This is a genomic window from Flavobacterium marginilacus, from assembly GCF_026870155.1.
Taxonomy (GTDB): Bacteria; Bacteroidota; Bacteroidia; order Flavobacteriales; family Flavobacteriaceae; genus Flavobacterium; species Flavobacterium marginilacus.
On the sequence record NZ_CP113975.1, the window covers coordinates 2207601 to 2229663 of the forward strand.

Sequence of the window (22063 nt, forward strand, 5' to 3'; positions counted from 1 at the left end):
ATATGGATGTAAACAGGTACTTCAATCTGTACTTGTCTATGTGGTTAAGCACATAAGGTTTTAAGCAGATATGTTGGTAAAAAACTGCTTATCTGCATACGAATATAAATACGTATTCGGCTATATAGACAGCTCTCGGCATACTTGCGTCTGTACAGGTTTATGAACATAGATCCAATGATGCATAACTAACTGCTTATATGCGGGCATAAGTAATTGGATATATAAATAATTAAATAAGTAGAAATATGAACACAAAACACAAAACAGTATTTATCGCCTTTTCTTCTCAAAAAGGCGGTGTTGGCAAAAGCACCTTTACAACGCTTGTTGCAAGTACGATGCACTATCGGTTAGGCTACAACGTAGCCGTATTTGATGCGGATTTTCCACAGCACAGTCTTATGAAAATGAAGACAAGGGATTTGGCTATGGTAATGGAAAATGAGGCTTTGAAAAAGCTGGCGTACAAACAATTTACTACCATCAACAAAAAAGCCTACCCGATTATCCAGTGCAAGGCTGATAGCGTATTGGAAGAGGGTCACGAATTTGTAAACGCTTCTGCCGTTCCGGTTGACATTGTATTCTTTGACCTACCAGGAACCGTAAACACGCCCGGCATTCTGAAAGCATTAGCAGGAATGCACCACATTTTTACACCTATTATGGCAGATCGTGTGGTAATGGAAAGTACGCTCATCTTCACACAGCTTTTGCAGGACGTGATTATGAAAAAAGGAGAAACTTTCATAGAAACTATTAACTTGTTTTGGAACCAAGTTGATGGTAGGGAAAGCACGCCCTTATATAGAGTGTATAACCAACTTATTAAGCAGTTAGGGTTAAGTCTGATGCAAAGCCAAATCAAAAGCAGTACCCGTTTTCGTAAAGAAAGCGAAGTGGATAGCAAAACCGTTTTCCGTTCTACCGTGATGCCTCCCGATGAACGTTTGATGAAAGCCTGTCAGTTAGACCTGTTCATAGACGAATTTTTGAAAATCATTCAATTATAGCCCTATGGAGAAAGACAATAAAAGAAAAGCCACGCCTGATATTAACGAGGAACTAATGATGAACCTTATGGTGGACGGCATTAAAAAGGACGGATTACAGCTTCCGCCTGAACCGCCGATCGAAGCACTCGAAAAAGAAGAGATTAAGCTTAAAGAAGTAACACAGGTGAAACCTGCGGGTAAAGAAAAAGTCAGAACTAAAAAGACAAGTGAAGCAGATTATGAAAGTATCTTTTTCAGAAGACCCGATACCAATGCCCGTGACGGGAAAACAGTTTATATCCGACCAGATTTTCACGAAAAACTGTCACGGATTGTCCAAGTAATAGGCGAAGACAAAATAACTATTTATGCCTATTTAGACAATTTGCTGGATTACCATTTTCAGGAATTTGGCGACCAGATTACCAAGAGTTTTAATGATAAATACAAACCCATTTTATAAACTATGGAAACAGTAATTGTGATATGTCTGCTGATAATAATTGTCCTGCTTTTGCAGGACAAGATTATCATTAAAAAAAGGTCAGAGCAAAAGCCGATGCAGGAAAAAGTTAATCCAAATCTGCCCGATATTATGGGTCAGCCTAAGCCTGTAAGAAGACTTTACGTGCCAAACACTGCCAATGAGAGCCAAATTGAGGAACCGGAGATTAACCCTGATAATTTAGACATTGAATACGACGAAAATGAAAACGCAGGTATTCAAATTCCGCAGTCAGCGCTGGACGAAGTTTTCAGTAATATGCCTGATTTGGAGGAAGAGGAAGAAGAATGGAACAGGTACGGAATATCCGGTGGCGATAACAGTCTTGCCCAAGGGGTTACCTACGAGGAATTAAGCTCTGTAGGGCAGTTGCTCCAAAAGGGAAATTTGGAACAATCCCAAAAAGAAACAGCCATAGCAATAGTTCAAAAATTACAGGGAACCGAATTATTCAGCCTACTGGAAAATTCTATAGAGAATGCTTCCCGTAAAATAGCCGAGCTATTGGACAGTAGCCTTTCTTCTGATACGGATGCTGGTTCTTCCACTTTGCGGAAAAATGATTTGGAAGATTTTGATATTGGGGAGTTTGTCTGAAAAGACGACTTCCCTTTGTTCTTTAAAAATAGAATATTATGGAACGAGAATTACCGACAGTGAACATCGAAGGAACGGATTTTTTTGTAGATGTTATAAAAAATGAATTAAAGGAAAAAGGCAACCCTCAAAATAGGATGAGCATTAAAAAGATGCTGTATGTTGGTGATGGTTACCGTTTTCAGTATGATATGACAATCAATAATTTTCTTCCTTTTGGAGTATCAATGGCTCTGGGCAATAACAACCATTCAAAGGAAATAAAAATCCCCAATCTTGTAGAGCTCGATCCTATAGGTATGGCAAAAAAGTACAATCTAACAATAGAAGAAATTTCGGGAAAGACAGATTTTGAATTGACGATAAAACCGGGAAGTCCGATTGATTTGCGATGGAACAAAAAAATATTGCCAACATTGGATATTGCTGGACACACCTTTTATGTTGATTTAGTGATGGACAAGCTTCGACCAAAAGATGACTTTAGGTCCAAAGGAATAGATTTATCTGAAATAAGGGAGTATTATGATCGTTATTACCAGACATATATTATTCCTTATAATCCAAAAACGCGTGAATTTCAGGAAGTGGGTATTCGTACCATTACCGAACTGCCCAAGGAAATCATAGTGATAAAATTTCCGCATCTTAGTGAATTGGATAATGTTGGCTGGAACATAAAATATGGTTTTGGGCCCGGACACCTTATAAAAGAAGATACTCTTCAATTACACTTTAAAGCGAGAACACTACCATGGAAGGAAACCAACATTCCAAAAAATATTAAGTTAAACCTTGAAGAACAAAAATTGGAACAAAAAGAGAAAATAGAAGCCAAGAAATTATCAGATATATTCCCTGAACAAAAAAATGGTAGAAAAATGTAAAATTTTCTATATAAAAGAAGCGTCAGAGCCAAAAGTTCTGGCATTTTTTTATGCCCAATTTTTGCTCAGAAAATACAGGGAACCGAATTATTCAGCCTATTGAAAAATTCCATAGAAAGTGCGTCCCATAAAATAGTCGAACTGTTGGACGGGAGCCTTTCTTCTGAAACGGATGCTGGTTCTTCCACTTTGCGGAAAAATGATTTGGAGGATTTTGATATTGGGGGTTTGTGTGAGCAAGCATCTTTTTGCAACTTGGGTTGTTGTTATAGAATTAAAAAAGTGATGTTTATGAAGAGATTTGGAAAGACAAAATCAACTATTGTAAAACTGTTTTAGTTTTTGCTCTATTTTTTTCCCCTTTCGGAAAAATAAATACAAAGCTATTATATGTATTATTAAAAAAATGATAACTTGCTTTTAGTTGTTCTCCATTTTTTGTCATCAAAGAAATTGTTCCATTTTCAAGAAATTTTTTTTTGAATTTGAAATCTTGAACGAATGCCCATTTAAAACCAAATTCATCAGGAAGTGTTAATTCCCCAAACTCCTGTAGAAAAAATTTTGAATAAAACAAATCTCTTGTAGTCAATATATTTGTGAATCCATTTTCATTTACAGGATGATTCAATACAAGTAAAGCACATTTGTTTTTAGATTGCAATACATAATTTCTAAAGGTAGAATGTACAGATGCACCAAATTTTTTTCTTAAAGCAATGACTGAACCTAATCCCAAATTTAACTTTTCACATTCTTCTAGAAACCTTTCATGTTGAAATAATGTGATAGAAGCAAAATAGTTAGCTTCAGCTTCAAATTGCTCATCATACTCTTCACTTAAAGTTTCGTCATTATCTAAAGCCAAGATAATTTCATCTTGCCATGATAAGACTCCATGTCCAATTTCATGTAATTTGACAAAATTCTTTTTTCCAATATTTTTATCAAGATTCGCATCTATGTATATGATTTTCTCTTCTCTGTAAAAAAAACCTTTTATTTTTGATAGAGCATGTACTAGAGCCTTTTTTGAAGGATCTATTAGTTTTTCTTTGAAGGAGTCAAAAAAAGAATTATCGATGTTTTGCAAGTCAATTTTGTTATCAACTGCAAAATTAGAGTATGATAAAATCTTATCTACGGGTGTAGGGAAAATATCAAAAGATTTACTTTCTTTTAGAATGTTATACGATACCTTTTCAATTTCTTTTCGAGTAAAATCATCTATCATAATTCCCTTTTTCGTGATTTAATAAATTCTAAATATTTCAATATATCATTTCTTTCATCTTCTGTTAAATCTTCCGCTCGAAAAGCTATTTTTTGGGCAAAGTTTAAGTTAATTTCTTCTTGTTGAGCTTCTTTCTTATCTATCATTTTAGCATTTGAAAGAAGTGTTTTTAATGAGACTTTATATAGAGATGACAGTTTTGATAAGATATGTACAGATGGATTTTTAATTTTGTCATTTTCTAATTGGCTAAGATAGGCATTAGAAATATCGGTCATTTCTTCTACTTGTCTCAATGTCAGTCCTACATTTTTCCTTGCATCTTTTAAAGTTGATCCTAGTGAGCTCATCTTTTCATCTTTTTTATACAAAGATATAATAAATGCTTAATATATCAAGCGTAATTTTAATTAAAATCTAAATATATAAAAAATATTTGCTTGATATATTTAGATTTTTATATATTTGCAATATTAATTTAAACTATAAAAATAGAATTATGGCAAATTATCATGTAACACAAAAGAAAGGACAAGAAGGATGGAATGTTCAAAAAGAAAGTGGCAAGAAAGCTTCAGCCATTGTAAGTACACAAAAGCAAGCGGAACAACTTGCAAAACAGTTTTCAGCAAACAATGGTGGTGGTGAAGTAAGAATACATCGTCCGAATGGTGGACCGATTAGGGACAGTGATACCGTCAAGCCTGGAAATGATCCAAAATCAATGAAAGACACAAAATTTTAATGAGAAGAAAGCGATTAAGAAAAAAAAACCAGGCAAAAATCACCTGGCTTAATTCATAAAGGAAACAAAAGCCCTTGCAAGGCTCTTGGTAATAATGTTTTTTGCACTTCAAAACTACCTCCTTTATTTGAAATAAGCAAGCTTTTGATGATTTTGAACCTACGAACCTAATGATTGAGGAGTAGGGGCTAGGTATTAATTTTATAAAATTTCAATTGCACAAAAGATAAAACTATTCTAGGGCAAGCCCTACCATTGCTGAAATGATAGGCAATGGACAATTTTTATAAATCAATATTAAAATTATTTAGAAGATGAATTCAAATAATAATCAAGGGGCACCATACTCCCCTAATTCAAAAGTACCCTTAAAGTTTGTAATAGAAGGTAAAGGATATGAAGCCTTTGATCAGTACAAAACAGGGGCTGAACTAAAGCAGCTTTCAGGAATACCTTTAGATACCGAGTTGTTTTTGTCAATCAGTAAGCCATATCAGGATGAGCTTATTGAAAATGAGAAACAAGTTAATCTGGCTCGACCTGAAACAGAGTATTTCTTTGTGAAGAAAAAGCTTCAGTTCTTTATTAATGACAAGCCATTTACTTGGTATAAACAATATATTCGAGGTATTCAAATCAGAGAACTCGGCAGTATTCCTGTTGAAGATGATATCTTTCTTGACATTAAACAAGATTGGCAAGATGATCAAATATTAGATGAAGAAGTTGTTGACTTAGCTCGTCCAGGTAAAGAGAAATTTTTCTCTAAACCAAGACCAATGGAAGTAACAATAATTGTAAACGCTCGTCCGCATATATGGAAAGAAGTAAATATTTCTTTTGAACAATTAGTTGTGTTGGCTTTCGGAGCATATGACAATAATCCAAATAAGGGTTATACAGTTACTTACAGTAGAGGTTGGGAACCTAAACCAGAAGGCACTATGGTGAAAGCTTCAAGTGTTCTTGTCAAAAATAAAATGATTTTCGATGTCACAGCAACTGATAAATCATAGTCCTGACCTTAAACGTCTAAGAGACGAAGGTTATGAGATCGAGGTTATTGGTGGATATTTACTTATCCACCATATACCTTTTGTTGATCTAAATAGACAAATCCAGTATGGAGTATTGGTAAGTACGCTTATGTTATGCAACAATCACCGAACGGGAATGCCGGATAACCATGTTATTCATTTTATAGGGGAGAATCCCTGTGAAATTGACGGTACAGTTATAACAGCTATTCAACATAGTAACACTACTTCTGTGTTGAATCATCTGATTACAGTAAACAGGTCTTTTTCAAATAAGCCTGTTGCTGGATATCCAAACTACTATGAAAAAGTCAAGAGGTATGCAGACATCATTTCCGCTCCTGCGAAATATATGAATCCATTGGTTACTGAAAAGACTTTTAAAGTTATAGCGGACAGTTGCAATGAAACGGTATTTCAATACATTGATACTAATTCGAGTCGCGCAAACATCGAATCGATTAATGCAAAGTTAGAACGACAGAAAATAGCAATTATTGGGTTGGGAGGCACTGGAGCTTATATTTTGGATATGGTGGCTAAAAACCCAGTAAAAGAAATCCACCTTTACGACGGCGATAGTTTTGACCAACATAACGCCTTTCGTTCTCCTGGTGCAGCATCAATAAATGATCTGATTGAAAATCCGAAAAAGGTAGCCTATTTTCAAAAACTATATTTAAACATGCACAAGTATATCCATGTCCATGACTACTATGTGAAGAAAGAAAACTTACAAGAGTTGAATCAAATGGATTATGTATTTGTATGTGTTGACAGGAATGCCGCAAGGAAAATGATAACGGATTATTTAGTGAGTGCAGGAGTTGCTTTTTCCGATGTAGGTTTAGGGATTAATGTTGTTGAAGGCAAGCTTACAGGCGCTGTAAGGGTTACTTCCGCGACTCGTGACAAAAACGACCATCTACCTCTCCGTATTTTTTCGGACGATTCTGATAATAATGAATACGCCACCAATATTCAGATTGCTGAATTGAATGCATTGAATGCTATTTTTGCTATTATAAAATGGAAGAAGATATCCGGAATTTATGTTGATTTGGAAAATGAGTATCATTGCTCATATTCTATTGGAGTATCTAAAATTTTTAATGAAGATGCTACAGCATAAATTCGTTGAGTTCATTCCTGAGAAGGTTGAAAAAGGTGTTTTGTACATCTCAATCGAATACTGTACTGCAATACATAAATGTGTATGTGGATGCGGTAACGAAGTGGTTACTCCATTATCTCCGACAGATTGGAAATTGACTTTTAATGGTAAAGAAGTTACGCTCTATCCTTCTATAGGTAATTGGAATTTTGAATGTCAGTCCCATTACTGGATAAGGAACAATAAAATTGAGTTTGCTAGTCGTTGGACAGAAAGGGAAATTCTTTTGGGTAGAGAAAATAATCTGGAACGTAAGTTAGATTATTTTGAAGTTCCAAATATTCCAAAAGAAGAACTGGTCATACAGAAAAGTTTAAAAACTACTATTTGGCAGAAGTTGTCCAAACTTTTCTTATTGTAGAATTTTGATTTTTATCTCTATAAAGCCGGAGGTAATCCTTCGGCTTTATTTTTATATTGTCTGTAAGATTATTTTTTTGCAATAATCTCGCAAAGCGTCCCAAATTTCATAATCTCCTCATAACTATCTGTTGAATGCAGAAACGCAGGATTTTTTTGGTCAGATTTATTAATGATATCAATAAAAAACTTCAAGTTTTCTAATTGTAAAGACGAGAAGGAGTCGATATCTGCCTTAATCTCTTCGATGGAGTGTATGTTCCTGTAATGAGTGTATTTACCAATGAAGCCAATAAAAATATCAGACAGTTGTGTTAATTGGTTATCTTGAGAATCTACGAAAGAGTAGTTTTTAAACTCAACCCCGTTGTCCAGAATTCGATACTGATCCAATGCTTCACGTATGGAGTCCTCATTGTCGAATATATGGGTCGAGTTCTTAAAAGTGTAGGTGGGTCTTAGATAAAAATGTGTCAGATCTGCTAATAGAACGTGATCTTCTTCATCCATTACAAAAGCTAATGCACCTTTCTTTTTAGATTCCCTTAATATCTGCCGTAAAGATTCCAGTCCAAAATGAAATTCTGGTGTCGGAAGATAATCTTCAAAAAGATTACTTAATTGCTCTATGAAATCGCCAATTTTTTCAGGCTTAATGTTAGGATAATCAAAAGCATAAAAAAGTTTGATAACGGCCTCTATTTCAAGCCGACAGAGTTTGTAGAGGTCATTTTTCAATTGGCTGGTAAATTGAGAGCCTAATCGCATAGCTACCTCGGAGTTCATGATAGCAGAATCCACAATGTCGACGACTGACCAATAGAGAATATTAAGGCTTGAGTAATGTACATAAAGATCGCTATCCTTTAAAAAGCGAAAGAACAGGTTTAATTTTTGCGATTTAAGACAATCAAGAAAATCTCCGAATGCGATATGTTTGAATTTAACTTCTTTGGCAGTTTTCTGCAATTTAAAGCTATCAATCAATGACTGTACGTCCGGCACGATTCCATGATGTAGAAGTCCTCCCAAAACAAAATTTGCGGTAAATGTAAAATTGAAATCATTTTCTCTTACATAGAATGTTTTGATATTATTGGTTTCATCATAGTAGAATATGTAAGGTGTTGTAAAATCTACTCGCGGATTCAGTATTTGGGCAAATTGGTTAGCTACTTCTATTTCTGCTATTTCAAAGTCTATCATACTAGCTAACTTATTAAATTAATTAAAAGGCTAAGTTATCAAAATGACTTTATAAATGCCACCCATAGCCAATTAATTCCTTTCACTGCCACTTTGTTATAACACCTCCTTTTCCATTAGATATTTGTCTGGATAATCTGCATCGAGCAGGCTAAACATAACAATTTAAAATGTTAAAATCATGGAAAAAGAAAGAAAAAAAATCCTGCTGGCAACAATGGCATTGCTGACAGGAATGGGTGCGATGGCACAGGGAGACGGTTCAGCTGGTATTACCGAAGCCACTCAAATGGTTACGTCCTATTTCGACCCTGCCACACAACTCATCTATGCTATTGGAGCCGTGGTAGGTCTCATTGGAGGGGTTAAAGTGTACGGCAAGTTCAGCAGTGGTGACCCCGATACGAGCAAGACTGCGGCAAGCTGGTTTGGTGCGTGTATCTTCTTGATTGTTGCGGCTACCATTTTGCGTTCATTCTTCCTTTAATCCCTTGCTTTATGAATTACAATATCAATAAAGGCATTGGAAGAAGTGTAGAATTTAAGGGGTTGAAAGCACAATACTTGTTCATTTTCGCAGGCGGACTGCTTGGTACACTAATCCTTGTAATGATAATGTATATGGCTGGCGTAAACTCTTATATCTGCCTGTTGCTTGGAGCAGGCGGTGCTTCGCTGATTGTATGGCAGACCTTTTCATTGAACAAAAAGTATGGGGAACACGGGCTGATGAAAATTGGGGCAAGAAAAAGACACCCACGATACATCATCTGTCGCAAGCCTTTACACCGCTATTTAAAGTTCACTTCTAAATCGAATGCCTTATGAGAAATGTAGCCAAGACCACTACGCTGGAAAATAAGTTTCCATTACTGGCGGTAGAAAACAATTGTATTCTCTCCAAGGATGCAGACATTACCGCCTGTTTTGAAGTGCGTTTGCCGGAACTGTTCACGGTGGCTTCTGCGGAATATGAAGCTATTCATTCTGCTTGGCACAAAGCCATTAAGACTTTGCCCGATTATACAGTTATCCACAAACAAGACTGGTACATCAAGGAAAACTATGCGCCCGATATTGCTGGCGATGATTTGAGTTTTTTGGGTAAATCCTATCAGCTGCATTTTAACGAACGTCCTTTTCTTAATCATTATTGCTACCTGTTCCTGACCAAGACCACTAAGGAAAGAATGCGTATGCAGAGCAATTTTTCGTCGCTTTGTAAAGGTGCTCTTATACCAAAAGAAATTAGGGATAAGGAAGTAATCCATCGTTTTATGGAAGCGGTAGCACAGTTTGAACGTATTGCAAATGACAGTGGTTTTATCGGTTTGCGACGTTTTACAGAAGAGGACATCATTGGTACGGATGAAAAACAGGGGTTATTGGAACAGTATCTAACGCTGTCGAGGGAGGCCGGGACACCAATGCAGGACATCGGATTGGGAGCAGAGGAAGTACGTGTTGGCAACAAAAGATTGTGCCTGCATACCTTATCCGATACAGACGACCTGCCCTCAACAGCATCAGCAGATACTCGTTACGAAAAACTATCTACCGACCGGAGCGACTGCCGTTTGTCGTTTGCTGCTCCAGTGGGATTGCTGCTAAACTGCAATCATATCTACAACCAGTATCTGTTTTTGGATAACAGCGAAGATAACCTGCAAAAATTTGAGAAGTCCGCAAGGAATATGCATTCACTGGCTCGTTACAGCCGTGCCAATCAAATCAATAAAGAATGGATAGAACGCTATCTGAACGAAGCACACAGTTTTGGACTGTCATCCATCAGGGCTCACTTCAACATCATGGCTTGGTCGGAAGACCCTGCCGAACTGAAACAGCTAAAGAACGACACCGGTAGTGCTTTGGCACTGATGGAATGCAAACCCCGTCATAATACCAACGATGCAGCTACGCTGTACTGGGCAGGAATGCCTGGCAATGCAGGTGATTTTCCAAGTGAGGAAAGCTTTTATACGTTCATCGAACCAGCTTTGTGCTTCTTTACTGAAGAAACCAATTATCACAATTCGCCATCGCCTTTCGGTATCAAAATGGCTGACCGCCTGACAGGAAAGCCTATCCATCTGGATATATCGGATTTGCCGATGAAACGTGGGATTATCACGAACCGGAACAAGTTTATACTGGGGCCGTCAGGTTCGGGAAAATCTTTTTTCACAAACCATATGGTAAGGCAGTATTATGAGCAGGGTGCACACGTGCTGTTGGTGGATACAGGTAATTCCTATCAAGGTTTGTGCGAACTCATCAAAGGAAAAACCAAAGGCGAAGACGGGGTTTATTTCACTTACACAGAGGATAATCCGATAGCCTTTAATCCTTTCTATACCGATGATGGTGTATATGATATAGAAAAAAGAGAAAGTATCAAAACGCTGATTCTGACACTTTGGAAAAGGGATGATGAACCACCAACCCGTTCAGAAGAAGTGGCATTGTCCAATGCGGTAAGCGGTTATATTGAACGTATCAAACAAGATGAGGTATATCCTTCTTTCAATGGATTCTATGAATATGTTCAGGGCGATTACCGTAAGGTACTGGAAGAAAAACAGGTTCGGGAAAAAGACTTTGATATTGCCAACTTCCTGAACGTACTGGAACCTTATTACAAAGGAGGCGAATACGATTACCTGCTCAATTCCGATAAACAGTTAGATCTGCTTTCCAAACGCTTCATTGTGTTTGAAATTGATGCAATCAAAGACCACAAAATCCTCTTCCCAATCGTGACCATCATCATCATGGAGGTGTTCATTAACAAGATGAGAAGACTCAAAGGTATCCGCAAACTCATACTGATTGAAGAGGCTTGGAAAGCGATTGCCAAGGAAGGTATGGCAGAATATATAAAGTACCTCTTCAAAACGGTTAGAAAGTTTTTCGGTGAAGCCATTGTAGTAACACAGGAAGTCGATGACATCATCCAATCGCCCATTGTCAAGGAAAGTATCATCAATAACTCCGATTGTAAAATCCTGCTCGACCAGCGCAAGTACATGAACAAGTTTGATGACATACAGGCTATGCTTGGACTTACAGAAAAGGAGAAGGGACAGGTGCTTTCCATCAACATGAACAATGATCCGTCACGACTTTACAAGGAAGTGTGGATAGGTTTAGGCGGCACCCATTCGGCTGTATATGCTACAGAAGTGTCGGTTGAAGAATATTTGGCCTATACCACCGAGGAAACCGAAAAAATGGAAGTGATGCGGCTTGCCGGTGAACTGGGCGGAAATGTAGAGCAGGCTATCAAGCGGATAGCTCTGCAAAGAAGAGAAAAGTAAAACAATTATCAATCATTTAAAAAAAGAAGAACAATGAAAAAATTAATTTTAATGGTGTGTGCAGCGCTAATGTTGGCTGTAGCACCGTGCGCAAAAGCCCAATGGGTGGTTACAGATCCCGCAAACCTGGCTTCAGGAATTCTTAACAGTGCGAATGAAATTATACAGACTTCATCGACGGTATCTAATGTTATTAAAAATTTCAAAGAAGTGGAAAAGGTATATAAGCAAGGCAAGGAATACTATGATAAGTTGCAAGCCGTCAACAATCTTGTAAAAGATGCCCGCAAGGTACAGCAGACAGTACTGCTAGTAGGCGATGTGTCAGAAATGTATGTTCAGAATTTTGGCAAAATGATGAACGACCCCAACTTTTCTGCGCAGGAATTGGCAGCTATTGCCAACGGCTATTCAGTATTGCTGGGTGAGAGTACAGAATTACTGAAAGAACTCAAACAGATTGTAAGTTCATCAAGTCTTTCCCTAAATGACAAAGAGCGTATGGATATTATTGACCGAGTGTACAAGGAAGTGAAAGAATACCACAGCTTGGTACGCTACTATACGAATAAAAATATCTCGGTAAGCATTTTAAGAGCAAAGAAGCAGAACAATACCAAACGAGTGCTTGACCTCTATGGAACTCCAAACCAAAAATACTGGTAAGCCATGGAATCTGATAATCTTCATGAGGTTCTGCGCTCCTTGTATGATGAAATGCTTCCACTGTCTGCCGATATGGCGGCAGTGGCGAAAGGAGTGGCTGGTTTGGGGGCCTTATTCTATGTAGCTATTAAGGTGTGGCAGGCACTAAGCCGGGCAGAGCCGATTGATGTGTATCCTTTACTGCGTCCTTTTGCTTTAGGTCTTTGCATCATGTTTTTCCCAACCATGGTACTTGGAACAATCAATGCAATCCTTAGCCCGATAGTGCAAGGTACGCATGCCATCCTCGAAAATCAGGTGCTTGACCTGAACGACCTACAGACAAAAAAAGACCTGTTGGAACGGGAAGCCATGCTTCGAAATCCTGAAAACGCTTATTTGGTATCGGATGAAGAGTTCGATAAAAAACTAGAAGAACTGGGCTGGTCGCCAAGCGATCTGGCCACGATGTCGGGGATGTATATGGAAAAAGAGATGTACCGCATTGAGCAGTCTGTAAAAAACTGGTTCAGGGAATTACTGGAAATTTTATTTCAGGCAGCTGCTCTGGTGATTGACACTATACGTACATTCTTTCTGATTGTATTATCTATACTCGGACCAATTGCTTTTGCAATATCGGTCTGGGATGGTTTTCAATCGACACTTACGCAATGGCTTACACGATATGTCAGTGTGTATTTATGGTTACCCGTAGCCGACCTCTTCAGCTCTATGCTTGCCAAGATACAATCCCTGATTATTGAAAGGGATATCGAAATGCTTGCTGACCCTACTTTTATTCCCGACACCTCAAATACCGTTTATGTAATTTTTATGATCATTGGCATTGTGGGATATTTTACCATCCCGACCGTGACAGGCTGGATTATTCAGGCTGGTGGCGCAGGAAACTTTACCCGTAATGTGAACCAAGCCGCAATGAAAGCAGGAAATATTGCTGGAGCTGGGGCAGGTTCGGCAGCAGGAAATATCGGCGGACAGTTACTCAAATAATGTAAAACTATTAATCAGTAAAAAATGGAATTTAAAACGCTAAGAAATATCGAAAACAGTTTTCTCCAAATTAGGCTGTATGCCCTTGTATTTACCGTTCTCTGTACCAGTGTTGCAGGATATGCCGTTTGGCAATCCTACCGCTTTGCAGAAGAACAACGCCAAAAGATCTATGTACTGGATAATGGCAAATCATTGATGCTGGCACTTGCACAGGATGCATCCATCAACCGACCAGTTGAAGCAAGGGAACACGTAAGACGTTTTCACGAACTGTTTTTTACGCTGGCTCCTGATAAAAATGCTATCGAAAGCAATATGAGCCGGGCGTTTAACCTTGCCGATAAAAGTGCTTTTGATTATTACAAAGACCTTTCGGAAAAAGGATATTACAACCGTATTATATCGGGGAATGTACAGCAGCGTATCGAAGTGGATAGCGTGGTTTGCAATTTCGACAAGTATCCCTATGCGGTACATACGTATGCTAAACAGTTTATTATCCGTTCCAGTAATGTAACCAAACGTAATCTGGTAACTTCCTGCTATCTGGTCAATTCCGTCCGTTCGGATAATAACCCGCAGGGCTTCAATATCGAAAAATTTTCGGTGGTCGAAAACAAGGATATTGAAGTTATTGAACGCTAAAAATAAGAGTATGGAAACATTTTCAGATTTAAACACCTTCGCTATAACCCTTACCGAAAAAGGATATAGCGGTTATTTCCACACTCAGGGCGCGTATCCCGGAAAGCTAAAAGACAGTATTTGTGAATATCTCGAAAGTTGCCAAAAGGATGCCGACAATTTGCCTAAACAGGAATTGTTGCTGACAAGCTATCTGCAATGGTCAGGAGAAGATAAGCCTCGTGTAGAATGCAATATGTGGGTAAAATACCTGAACGGCAAATTCTCTCTCAACAGAATGGAGGTAGCAAAAAAAGATGGCTTCGGACAACTGATGAAAAAATCAACTTTGACAGACCTTTCTATACTATCCGTACCCAAAGCAATTGCTTCAATCGCTTTGGTTAGTGAAGAGCCGAAGCAGGAGGCAGAAAAAAGTCCAAAGCGTTTCAAGCTATAACAAAAAGAAATTTGAAGGCTATGAAAAAATTAAGAACAACTATGGACAGGTACTTTGACAAGCTGGATGAACGTTGGCGGGTATTGCCAATACAAAAACAGCATCAATGTATGCTGTACTTCTTTGTGGGCTATCTGCTACTTACTGCAGGGGTCATTGGCAAAGTATGGTATGAAACTTCAAAGTCCCGTAACGATATAGGCATTGAGCATATCGAGAACCCCATCCACAAAAAAAATGAAAGTCCTACAAAATTGCAGGATACATTAACAACAATTTATAAAAATAAGATTTATGAAAGTAAATGAGAACAAAAAAGCGGTTGTTCGGGTAACTGAAGGTAACCCAGCAGCAACCGATGAGGTACTGCAAGACAGTACACAGGATAAAGTCCAAAGGCTAAAAAAGCCGCTGATATTTGGTTTAATGGGAATCGTATTTGTAGGCTGTATGTACCTGATCTTTAAACCGTCTTCCGAGAAAAAGGAAATTGATAAAATCGGGCTGAACGAGGTTGTGCCTCAAGCTACTGGTGCAGGAATGCCTGAAGATAAGGGTAAAGCATACGAAGAGGAAATGTTGGAACTTAAGAATCAGGAAAAACGGAACGATCTCACCTCTCTTTCTGATTACTGGAATGAAGACGAAAAAGGAGAAGCGGGAGAGGAACTGCCTGACGAGGAAGAAAGCTACAGTAGTGCCCACGGATCTGGAAAACAGAGTAATCCCGCTTTGAACAGTTATCGCAACGTGCAAAGCACATTAGGTTCTTTCTATAAGGACGATAATTCAGAAACACAGGAACTCCACAAGCAATTAGAGGAATTAAAGGAAAAACTGGCTGAGAAAGACGTTCCAGCTGGAGTAACAGTAGATGATCAATTGGCATTAATGGAGAAATCCTATCAGATGGCTGCAAAATATCTTCCTTCAGGTACAAATACGGGAGAAGCTGTACCTGCCAATGGTGATGTTTCTAAATCTTTTCCCTCTACAAAAAAAGAGCAGTTTGTGGCATTAACTTCTACAAGAAAGAACACCGTATCGGCCTTGTATCGTGAGCCTAGCGATAGTGTTTTTTTAGCTGATTGGAGCCAAAATAAGAACAGGGATTTTTATACTGCTGGTGCTTTAGAACAAGTGATACATCCCAAAAACAGTATCAAAGCCTGTGTACAGGAAACCCAGACTATTATCGGTGAAAGCGGTGTACACCTCCGTTTATTGGAGCCTGTCCAAATGCCTAATCGTATCATTCCCAAAGGAACAATTTTAACGGCTAATGCCAAACTCGAGGGAGGACGTTTACATCTCAAAGTTACCTCCATAGAACTGGAGGGAAACATCATCCCAGTTGATATTACGATTTATGATCTGGACGGACAGCAGGGGCTGGATGTGCCCTATTCGCCCGAAATGAATGCTCTTACCGAAATGGCAGGTAATATGAGCCAGCAATCCGGAACGAGCCTTATGCTTACCCAATCAGCAGGACAACAGGTTGCTGCTGATTTGAGCCGTGGTGTAGTACAGGGCATCTCGGGCTATTTCTCCAAAAAATTGAAGACACCGAAAGTTACCTTAAAGGCAGGTCATCAACTGTTTCTTGTCTCCAAAAAATAATGTAAAACATAAATAGAATTAAACAATGAAAAATCATTTTAGAACCTTCTGGGCATTTGCACTGATCATTGGCTTTGCCGTATCCTCCTTTGCACAGGACAGTGCAAAAACACCTCTTGCTTTGGGCAAGATAGAACCGTACTGTATGGAAGTTACCTATGACAAGACTTCACATCTGATTTTCCCAACCGCTATCCGATATGTGGATCTGGGCAGTGAATACCTGATTGCAGGAAAAGCAGAAGATGCGGAAAATGTACTTCGAGTAAAAGCATCGGTAAGAGAGTTTGAATCGGAAACTAATTTTTCGGTAATTACCAATGACGGCCGCTTTTACAGCTTCAATGTGCATTACAGCTCATTCCCAGAGGTATTGAGTTATGACCTGCTAACAATGCAGAAGGCAGTGGATAAAGCCGGTGGAAACGATGTGCTTTTTGAAGAGTTGGGTAACAACACCCCATCTCTGGCTGGTTTGTTATTGGAAACCATTTACAAAAACGATAAGCGCATTGTAAAGCATATTGGAGCGAAAAGTTTCGGCATACAGTTTATCCTGAAAGGAATTTACATCCATAATGGTAAATACTATTTCCATACAGCACTCGCAAACCGTACAAATGTTCCTTTCCAGATTGATTTTATCAATTTCAAAGTAGTAGACAAAAAGATCGCAAAGCGAACCGTTGTACAGGAAAGACCAATGATACCACTGCGCACTTACAAGCCACTGGGTGAGATTGGTGGTAAAACAACCGAGCAGAATGTGTTCCTGTTGGATCAGTTTACCATTGCCGATGACAAGATGTTACTGATTGAGATTTTCGAGAAGAACGGTGGTAGACATCAAACGCTACAGGTAGAAAATTCCGATTTGATTAAGGCTCGTTTGATTAATGATATGCACCTGAAATTTTAATAATTCATTAAAAGTAATAATAGAAAAATGAAAAAGTATATTTATACGATGATGTTTGCCTTTATGGGTATTACTATCACACAGGCACAACGCATGCTGCCTAAACAGAAAGGAATGGAAGTAAACGCTGGAACCTTATCAAATGACTATCCCAGCAGGAACTACTACCTCAATATTGGTATGACCGTAAACGGTAAAAACGGCAATTATCAGCTTTGGGCATTGGAATATACGCACCAGTTTGATGACTATAAAAACCTCCGATTACCACAGGAAATCTACACAGGTGAAGGTGGTTACAGTTTCTTCCTGCTGGGCGATGCCCGTAAGAACATTAGCCTGAATGCGGCAATAACTGGTGTATTGGGTTATGAAAGCATTAACCGTGGTGAAATTTTGTTGTATGACGGTGCAAAAATATTGAGTGAGGATAATTTCATTTACGGAACAGGTGGACGACTGTCTTTTGAAACTTACTTGTCCGACCGTTTTGTACTGATTCTTCAGGGACGAACAAAAGTTTTGTGGGGGACGGATCTGGAACAGTTCCGACCTTCAGCGGGTGTAGGATTGAGGTTTAACTTTTAAAACATAAAAGGATGACAGCATTTTTTAATAAATTCAGAATAGGATTACTGCCAGTATTGCTGGCAATCCTGATAAGTTCCGTTACATCCTGTAGCAAAGAAGAACTTGAAATACAAAATAATTTCCCTTTTGAGGTAATGGTGATGCCCATACCTAAAGAAATTGCTAATGGCAATACCTTGGATATCAGGCTAAAGATAGAGGCTGCCTATAATTATAGTAATACGCAATACTATCTTCGCTACTTTCAGTTTGATGGACAAGGAACTTTGCAGTATTATGATGAGCTACCGTATCTGCCCAACGATTTGTATCAATTACCAACCAAACAATTCAGGTTGTATTATACTTCACATTCCACCGTCTCCCAATCCTTTGAAGTATGGATTTCTGATAACTTTGGTAACGAGAAACAACTAAGTTTTCAGTTAAACAGCAGTGATTAATGAAATTATTGACGATTAATATAAATTAAATTGACCTGCTGTATTTCAGCAGGTCAATTTTTTACGATTTATTTTCAGGCTGTCAATCTTTACTTTAATTCCTTTCGATACAATAATATTAATTTGAAAATAGCATTATTAAATTCTAATAAATGTGCAGTGCAGAACTCACACCAGTAAACAAGAAATTAATAATAAAATTATAATTGAGATATTTTAAGAATTTAGATTCATAAATTTGAAAGAAATTTAATTATGACTTTGCTTTTCCAATACTTTAGTAAACACAATCCACTTTCCAAAGAAGCAGAAAATGCTATTTCTGAAATATGTTCTATTATAAAAATTAAAAAAAATCAAGAATTACAAACTATTGGTCATACTTGCAAAACTATTTATTTTCTAAACACAGGAACAGCAAGGATTTATTATTACAAAGATGGAATTGATATTACAGAAAGCTTTGCTTTTGAAAACAATATTATCGCAAGAGTTGAAAGTTTATTTACAGGAAAGCCATCACGAAAGGCAATACAAATTTTAGAGGATAGTGAAATCGTAGCAATAAATGCTACTCTACTTTTTAAATTGTACGACACTTATCCTGAAATTGAAAGATTATTTAGAAAAATATTCGAAGTTGCTTACGTAGAGACTGTAAACAGAATTGAAGGAATTCAATTTCATACGGCAGAGGAAAGATATACTTCTTTGATTTTAGAAGAACCAAATGTTTTAAAAAAAGTTCCTCTAAAACATATTGCCTCTTATTTAGGAATTACCCAAGTTAGTCTGAGTAGAATAAGAGCAATTAAGTAATTATTTATCTTATGTTAAAGGATTAGTGTTTTTAAGTGTCGAATTTTGTAAAATAAAATAAATCAAAATGACACATATAAAAACAATTGATACAAAAACACTTCGAGATTGGTTAGAAACAGGCAAAGAGGTTTCTATAATTGATATTAGACCGATACAAGAACGAGTAGAATGGCATATTCCACAAAGTATTCACGTTAATGCTTACGAAAAATTAAAAACAAAAGATAAATATGCTTTTCAAGGTTTGCACCTTGAAAAGCATATTCCTGTTGTTGTAATTTGCGCAGGCGGAAAGACAAGTTTAATTGGTGCTGAAATATTACAAAGCCAAGGTTTTGATGCTTATTCTTTAGAAAATGGTATGAAAGGTTGGAGTTTGTCTTGGAATACCGCTAAAATTACTTTTCCAAATTTTGAAATCATCCAATTAAGACGAACAGGAAAAGGTTGTCTTTCTTATATTGTAGTTTCAAATAATGAAGCAATTATAGTTGATGCTTCACTTCCAATCGAAGTTTATGAACAAATTTTAAAGCAAGAAAATTTCACTTTAAAATACGTTGCTGAAACTCATATTCACGCTGACCACATTTCAAGGTCAAAACAATTAGCAGAAAATAATAATGTTTCTTTATTTCTTCCGCATCCAAACAATGTGACTTTTGACTATGAACCGATAAATAATAATACAATTTTTGAATTAGGAAATATTCAGATAGTGTCTTTAAAATCTCCGGGACATACTTTAGAAAGCACTACTTTTTTTATAGATGAAAAAGCACTACTAACAGGAGATACTTTATTCATTAATGGAGTTGGAAGACCAGACTTAAAAGCCAATAACGACGAAGCATTAGAAAAAACAAAAAATCTATATCAATCATTACAAACATTATTAGCACTTGATGAAAATAGTGTTGTTTTACCTTCACATACAAGTCAACCAGTTGAATTTGATAATCAACCTATTCAAACCACTATTGGTTTTGTAAAAAACAATGTAGCAATGCTGCAACTAAATGAAAAAGATTTTACGGATACTATTTTAAATCGTATTCCACCAACTCCAACTAACTATTTAGAAATTGTAGCATTAAATTTAAAAGGAGATTTCAGTACTATAAATCCAATTGATTTAGAAGCTGGAGCAAACAGATGTGCAATTTCTTAACTTTAAAATCGAAATTATAAATGAAAATTCTAATCATACTAAATGATGCGCCTTATGCTAATGAAAAATCATATAACGGGCTTCGTACAGGCATACAATTATTGAATCAAGTAAAAGATATTCAAATAAGCTATTTTTTATTTTCTGACTCAATTGGCTCAATTATTCAAAATCAAAAACCATCGGCTACAAAATATAATGCAGGAGAACTTATAGAAGAATTAATTAGTAAAGGAGCTTCAATAAAAATATGCAAGAGTTGTATGGAAGCAAGAGGAAACATTAATAAAATTGAAGGTGTAGAGATTAGTAATATGGCCGAATACTCCAATTTAATTATTAATGCTGACAAAATCATAACTTTTTAATGGAAATAAAATTAGGGTTAAAAGAAAACTGGAAACAGTTTTGGCTATTGGTTTTTATTAATGCGCTAGTAGGCGGAATGATAGGTTTAGAAAGAACCTTATTGCCTGAAATTGCAGAAAAAGAATTTCATCTTACTTCAACTTCTATAATTTTATCATTTATCATATTATTTGGATTATTTAAAGCAATAACCAATTATTTTGCAGGAGCATTAGCCAATAAATTTGGCAGAAAAAAACTGCTCCTTTATGGTTGGATTATTGGAATTCCAATTCCTTTCATTCTCATATATGCTAACAATTGGAACTGGATTTTATTTGCAAATATTTTATTAGGAATAAATCAAGGATTAACCTGGTCAAGTACGGTTGTAATGAAAATGGATTTAGTCGGCGAAAAACAGCGTGGTTTTGCAATGGGATTAAATGAATTTGCAGGTTATGGAGCTTTAGGACTTGTTGCTTATGCAACAAGTGTAATAGCTGATAATTGTGGAGTAAGACCTTATCCTTTTTATATTGGAATTGTAATTGTAATCCTTGGAACGTTATTGACGTGGTTTTTTGTAAAAGATACTGCCGGACACGTTAAAAAAGAAACAGAAATAAACAATACAATTCCTCTATTAAAAAATACTTTTACAGAAACAAGTTGGTTAAATAAAAATTTAGGTTCAGTTACTCAAGCAGGATTAATAAATAATTTGAATGATGCAATGATTTGGGGTATAATTCCAATTTTATTAGCACAACGAGGATTTGGAATTGCCAATATTGGAATAATTACGGCTACTTATCCAATTGTTTGGGGTTTAGGACAACTAATAACAGGAAAACTTTCGGATATCTATTGCAAAAGGGATTTGCTGTTTTGGGGAATGTTGTTACAAGGTTTAGCCATAGTATGTTTGGTTTTCTCAACATCAATTTTTCATTTTGTAACTATTTCAGTCTTATTAGGTATTGGAACAGCAATTGTTTATCCAACATTTTTGTCAAGCATTGCAGAAGATACAAATCCAGAACAGAGAGCAAAAACTATTGGCGTATTTCGATTTTGGAGAGATTTCGGTTATGTTATTGGTGCTATATTGACTGGTGTTTTAACAAACATATTCAGCATTGAGTTTTCAATTGGTTTTATTGGTGTATTAACTATTATTTCTGCAACAATTATTATTTATAGAATGTCTTGTAAATTAACTTCTAAAAGACTTTTTAAAAAATATTTCTAAACTCACATCTTTGTTATAGTAATCCAAATTACAGGAGGTTTCTTTGCTACTTTATTTTTCGTGCGAACTCATGAAAGAA

27 protein-coding genes are annotated in these 22063 nt (G+C 36.8%); 24 read left to right on the top strand and 3 right to left on the bottom strand.

Features of this window, described 5'->3' with window-relative positions; all coding sequences use genetic code 11:
• Positions 1-248: 248 nt before the first annotated feature.
• Genes OZP07_RS09425 through OZP07_RS09440 form a run of 4 tightly spaced genes read left to right on the top strand, consistent with a single transcriptional unit; the run spans position 249 to position 2987 of the window.
• Positions 249-1016, top strand: a complete 768-nt coding sequence (locus OZP07_RS09425) for a ParA family protein (protein WP_281638147.1) — start codon at positions 249-251, stop codon at positions 1014-1016.
• Between the two features lie 4 nt (positions 1017-1020).
• Positions 1021-1461, top strand: coding sequence for a DUF3408 domain-containing protein (locus OZP07_RS09430; RefSeq protein ID WP_281638148.1), 441 nt, complete (start codon positions 1021-1023; stop codon positions 1459-1461).
• Between the two features lie 3 nt (positions 1462-1464).
• Positions 1465-2100 (top strand): conjugal transfer protein TraD, encoded by a 636-nt coding sequence (locus tag OZP07_RS09435; RefSeq protein WP_281638149.1) that lies wholly within the window; start codon positions 1465-1467, stop codon positions 2098-2100.
• A 38-nt stretch (positions 2101-2138) separates the two neighbouring features.
• Positions 2139-2987 carry a hypothetical protein gene (locus tag OZP07_RS09440; RefSeq protein ID WP_281638150.1) on the top strand — a complete coding sequence of 283 codons (849 nt, stop codon included), beginning with the start codon at positions 2139-2141 and terminating at the stop codon, positions 2985-2987.
• Positions 2988-3306: 319 nt separating this feature from the next.
• On the opposite strand, the gene OZP07_RS09450 is transcribed toward OZP07_RS09440, so the two are convergent.
• The gene (locus tag OZP07_RS09450; protein WP_281638151.1) at positions 3307-4221 is read right to left on the bottom strand and encodes an ImmA/IrrE family metallo-endopeptidase; all 915 of its coding nucleotides are present in this window, start codon (positions 4219-4221) and stop codon (positions 3307-3309) included.
• Positions 4218-4571 carry a helix-turn-helix domain-containing protein gene (locus OZP07_RS09455; protein ID WP_281638152.1) on the bottom strand — a complete coding sequence of 118 codons (354 nt, stop codon included), beginning with the start codon at positions 4569-4571 and terminating at the stop codon, positions 4218-4220. The genes OZP07_RS09450 and OZP07_RS09455 overlap by 4 nt, the downstream gene beginning before the upstream one ends.
• A gap of 149 nt (positions 4572-4720) precedes the next feature.
• Here OZP07_RS09455 and OZP07_RS09460 point away from each other — a divergent pair, with 149 nt between their 5' ends.
• The 4 genes from OZP07_RS09460 (at position 4721) to OZP07_RS09475 (ending at position 7538) form a co-directional block, all read left to right on the top strand.
• Complete coding sequence (locus tag OZP07_RS09460) at positions 4721-4966, top strand: DUF2188 domain-containing protein (RefSeq protein ID WP_281638153.1); 246 nt, start codon at positions 4721-4723, stop codon at positions 4964-4966.
• Positions 4967-5280: 314 nt separating this feature from the next.
• Positions 5281-5982, top strand: coding sequence for a multiubiquitin domain-containing protein (locus OZP07_RS09465; RefSeq protein WP_281638154.1), 702 nt, complete (start codon positions 5281-5283; stop codon positions 5980-5982).
• Positions 5957-7135, top strand: coding sequence for a ThiF family adenylyltransferase (locus tag OZP07_RS09470; RefSeq protein ID WP_281638155.1), 1179 nt, complete (start codon positions 5957-5959; stop codon positions 7133-7135). The genes OZP07_RS09465 and OZP07_RS09470 overlap by 26 nt, the downstream gene beginning before the upstream one ends.
• The gene (locus OZP07_RS09475; protein ID WP_281638156.1) at positions 7122-7538 is read left to right on the top strand and encodes a ubiquitination-like system serine protease family protein; all 417 of its coding nucleotides are present in this window, start codon (positions 7122-7124) and stop codon (positions 7536-7538) included. The genes OZP07_RS09470 and OZP07_RS09475 overlap by 14 nt, the downstream gene beginning before the upstream one ends.
• 68 nt (positions 7539-7606) lie before the next feature.
• Here OZP07_RS09475 and OZP07_RS09480 read toward each other — a convergent pair whose 3' ends face one another.
• Positions 7607-8743, bottom strand: coding sequence for a DUF3800 domain-containing protein (locus tag OZP07_RS09480; RefSeq protein WP_281638157.1), 1137 nt, complete (start codon positions 8741-8743; stop codon positions 7607-7609).
• Between the two features lie 181 nt (positions 8744-8924).
• On the opposite strand from OZP07_RS09480, the gene OZP07_RS09485 reads away from it, so the two are divergent.
• The 16 genes from OZP07_RS09485 to OZP07_RS09560 all read left to right on the top strand — a co-directional run bounded on the left by OZP07_RS09485 (position 8925) and on the right by OZP07_RS09560 (position 21984).
• Complete coding sequence (locus OZP07_RS09485; RefSeq protein ID WP_432419552.1) at positions 8925-9230, top strand: DUF4134 domain-containing protein; 306 nt, start codon at positions 8925-8927, stop codon at positions 9228-9230.
• A gap of 11 nt (positions 9231-9241) precedes the next feature.
• A complete protein-coding gene (locus tag OZP07_RS09490) occupies positions 9242-9571 on the top strand; it encodes a DUF4133 domain-containing protein (RefSeq protein WP_281638158.1) in 330 nt (109 codons plus the stop codon).
• Complete coding sequence (locus OZP07_RS09495; protein WP_281638159.1) at positions 9568-12063, top strand: TraG family conjugative transposon ATPase; 2496 nt, start codon at positions 9568-9570, stop codon at positions 12061-12063. The genes OZP07_RS09490 and OZP07_RS09495 overlap by 4 nt, the downstream gene beginning before the upstream one ends.
• 33 nt (positions 12064-12096) lie before the next feature.
• On the top strand, positions 12097-12729 hold the full coding sequence (locus tag OZP07_RS09500; RefSeq protein ID WP_281638160.1) for a DUF4141 domain-containing protein: 633 nt from the start codon (positions 12097-12099) through the stop codon (positions 12727-12729).
• A 3-nt stretch (positions 12730-12732) separates the two neighbouring features.
• The gene (traJ, locus tag OZP07_RS09505) at positions 12733-13725 is read left to right on the top strand and encodes a conjugative transposon protein TraJ (protein ID WP_281638161.1); all 993 of its coding nucleotides are present in this window, start codon (positions 12733-12735) and stop codon (positions 13723-13725) included.
• A gap of 24 nt (positions 13726-13749) precedes the next feature.
• Complete coding sequence (gene traK / locus OZP07_RS09510) at positions 13750-14373, top strand: conjugative transposon protein TraK (protein ID WP_281638162.1); 624 nt, start codon at positions 13750-13752, stop codon at positions 14371-14373.
• Positions 14374-14383: 10 nt separating this feature from the next.
• Positions 14384-14812, top strand: a complete 429-nt coding sequence (locus tag OZP07_RS09515; RefSeq protein WP_281638163.1) for a hypothetical protein — start codon at positions 14384-14386, stop codon at positions 14810-14812.
• 20 nt (positions 14813-14832) lie between these two features.
• Positions 14833-15120 (top strand): hypothetical protein, encoded by a 288-nt coding sequence (locus tag OZP07_RS09520; RefSeq protein WP_024981718.1) that lies wholly within the window; start codon positions 14833-14835, stop codon positions 15118-15120.
• Positions 15107-16435: a conjugative transposon protein TraM gene (gene traM, locus OZP07_RS09525; RefSeq protein WP_281638164.1), complete on the top strand. Its 1329-nt coding sequence runs from the start codon at positions 15107-15109 to the stop codon at positions 16433-16435. Before OZP07_RS09520 ends, traM begins: the two co-directional genes overlap by 14 nt.
• A gap of 25 nt (positions 16436-16460) precedes the next feature.
• A complete protein-coding gene (traN, locus tag OZP07_RS09530; protein WP_281638165.1) occupies positions 16461-17354 on the top strand; it encodes a conjugative transposon protein TraN in 894 nt (297 codons plus the stop codon).
• A gap of 27 nt (positions 17355-17381) precedes the next feature.
• On the top strand, positions 17382-17942 hold the full coding sequence (locus OZP07_RS09535; protein ID WP_349293660.1) for a conjugal transfer protein TraO: 561 nt from the start codon (positions 17382-17384) through the stop codon (positions 17940-17942).
• An 11-nt stretch (positions 17943-17953) separates the two neighbouring features.
• Positions 17954-18388, top strand: coding sequence for a DUF3872 domain-containing protein (locus OZP07_RS09540; RefSeq protein ID WP_281638167.1), 435 nt, complete (start codon positions 17954-17956; stop codon positions 18386-18388).
• 255 nt (positions 18389-18643) lie between these two features.
• On the top strand, positions 18644-19207 hold the full coding sequence (locus OZP07_RS09545; RefSeq protein ID WP_281638168.1) for a Crp/Fnr family transcriptional regulator: 564 nt from the start codon (positions 18644-18646) through the stop codon (positions 19205-19207).
• A gap of 67 nt (positions 19208-19274) precedes the next feature.
• Positions 19275-20381 carry an MBL fold metallo-hydrolase gene (locus tag OZP07_RS09550; RefSeq protein ID WP_281638169.1) on the top strand — a complete coding sequence of 369 codons (1107 nt, stop codon included), beginning with the start codon at positions 19275-19277 and terminating at the stop codon, positions 20379-20381.
• Positions 20382-20401: 20 nt separating this feature from the next.
• The gene (locus tag OZP07_RS09555; protein WP_281638170.1) at positions 20402-20749 is read left to right on the top strand and encodes a DsrE/DsrF/TusD sulfur relay family protein; all 348 of its coding nucleotides are present in this window, start codon (positions 20402-20404) and stop codon (positions 20747-20749) included.
• Complete coding sequence (locus OZP07_RS09560; RefSeq protein ID WP_281638171.1) at positions 20749-21984, top strand: MFS transporter; 1236 nt, start codon at positions 20749-20751, stop codon at positions 21982-21984. The genes OZP07_RS09555 and OZP07_RS09560 overlap by 1 nt, the downstream gene beginning before the upstream one ends.
• Positions 21985-22063 lie beyond the last annotated feature (79 nt).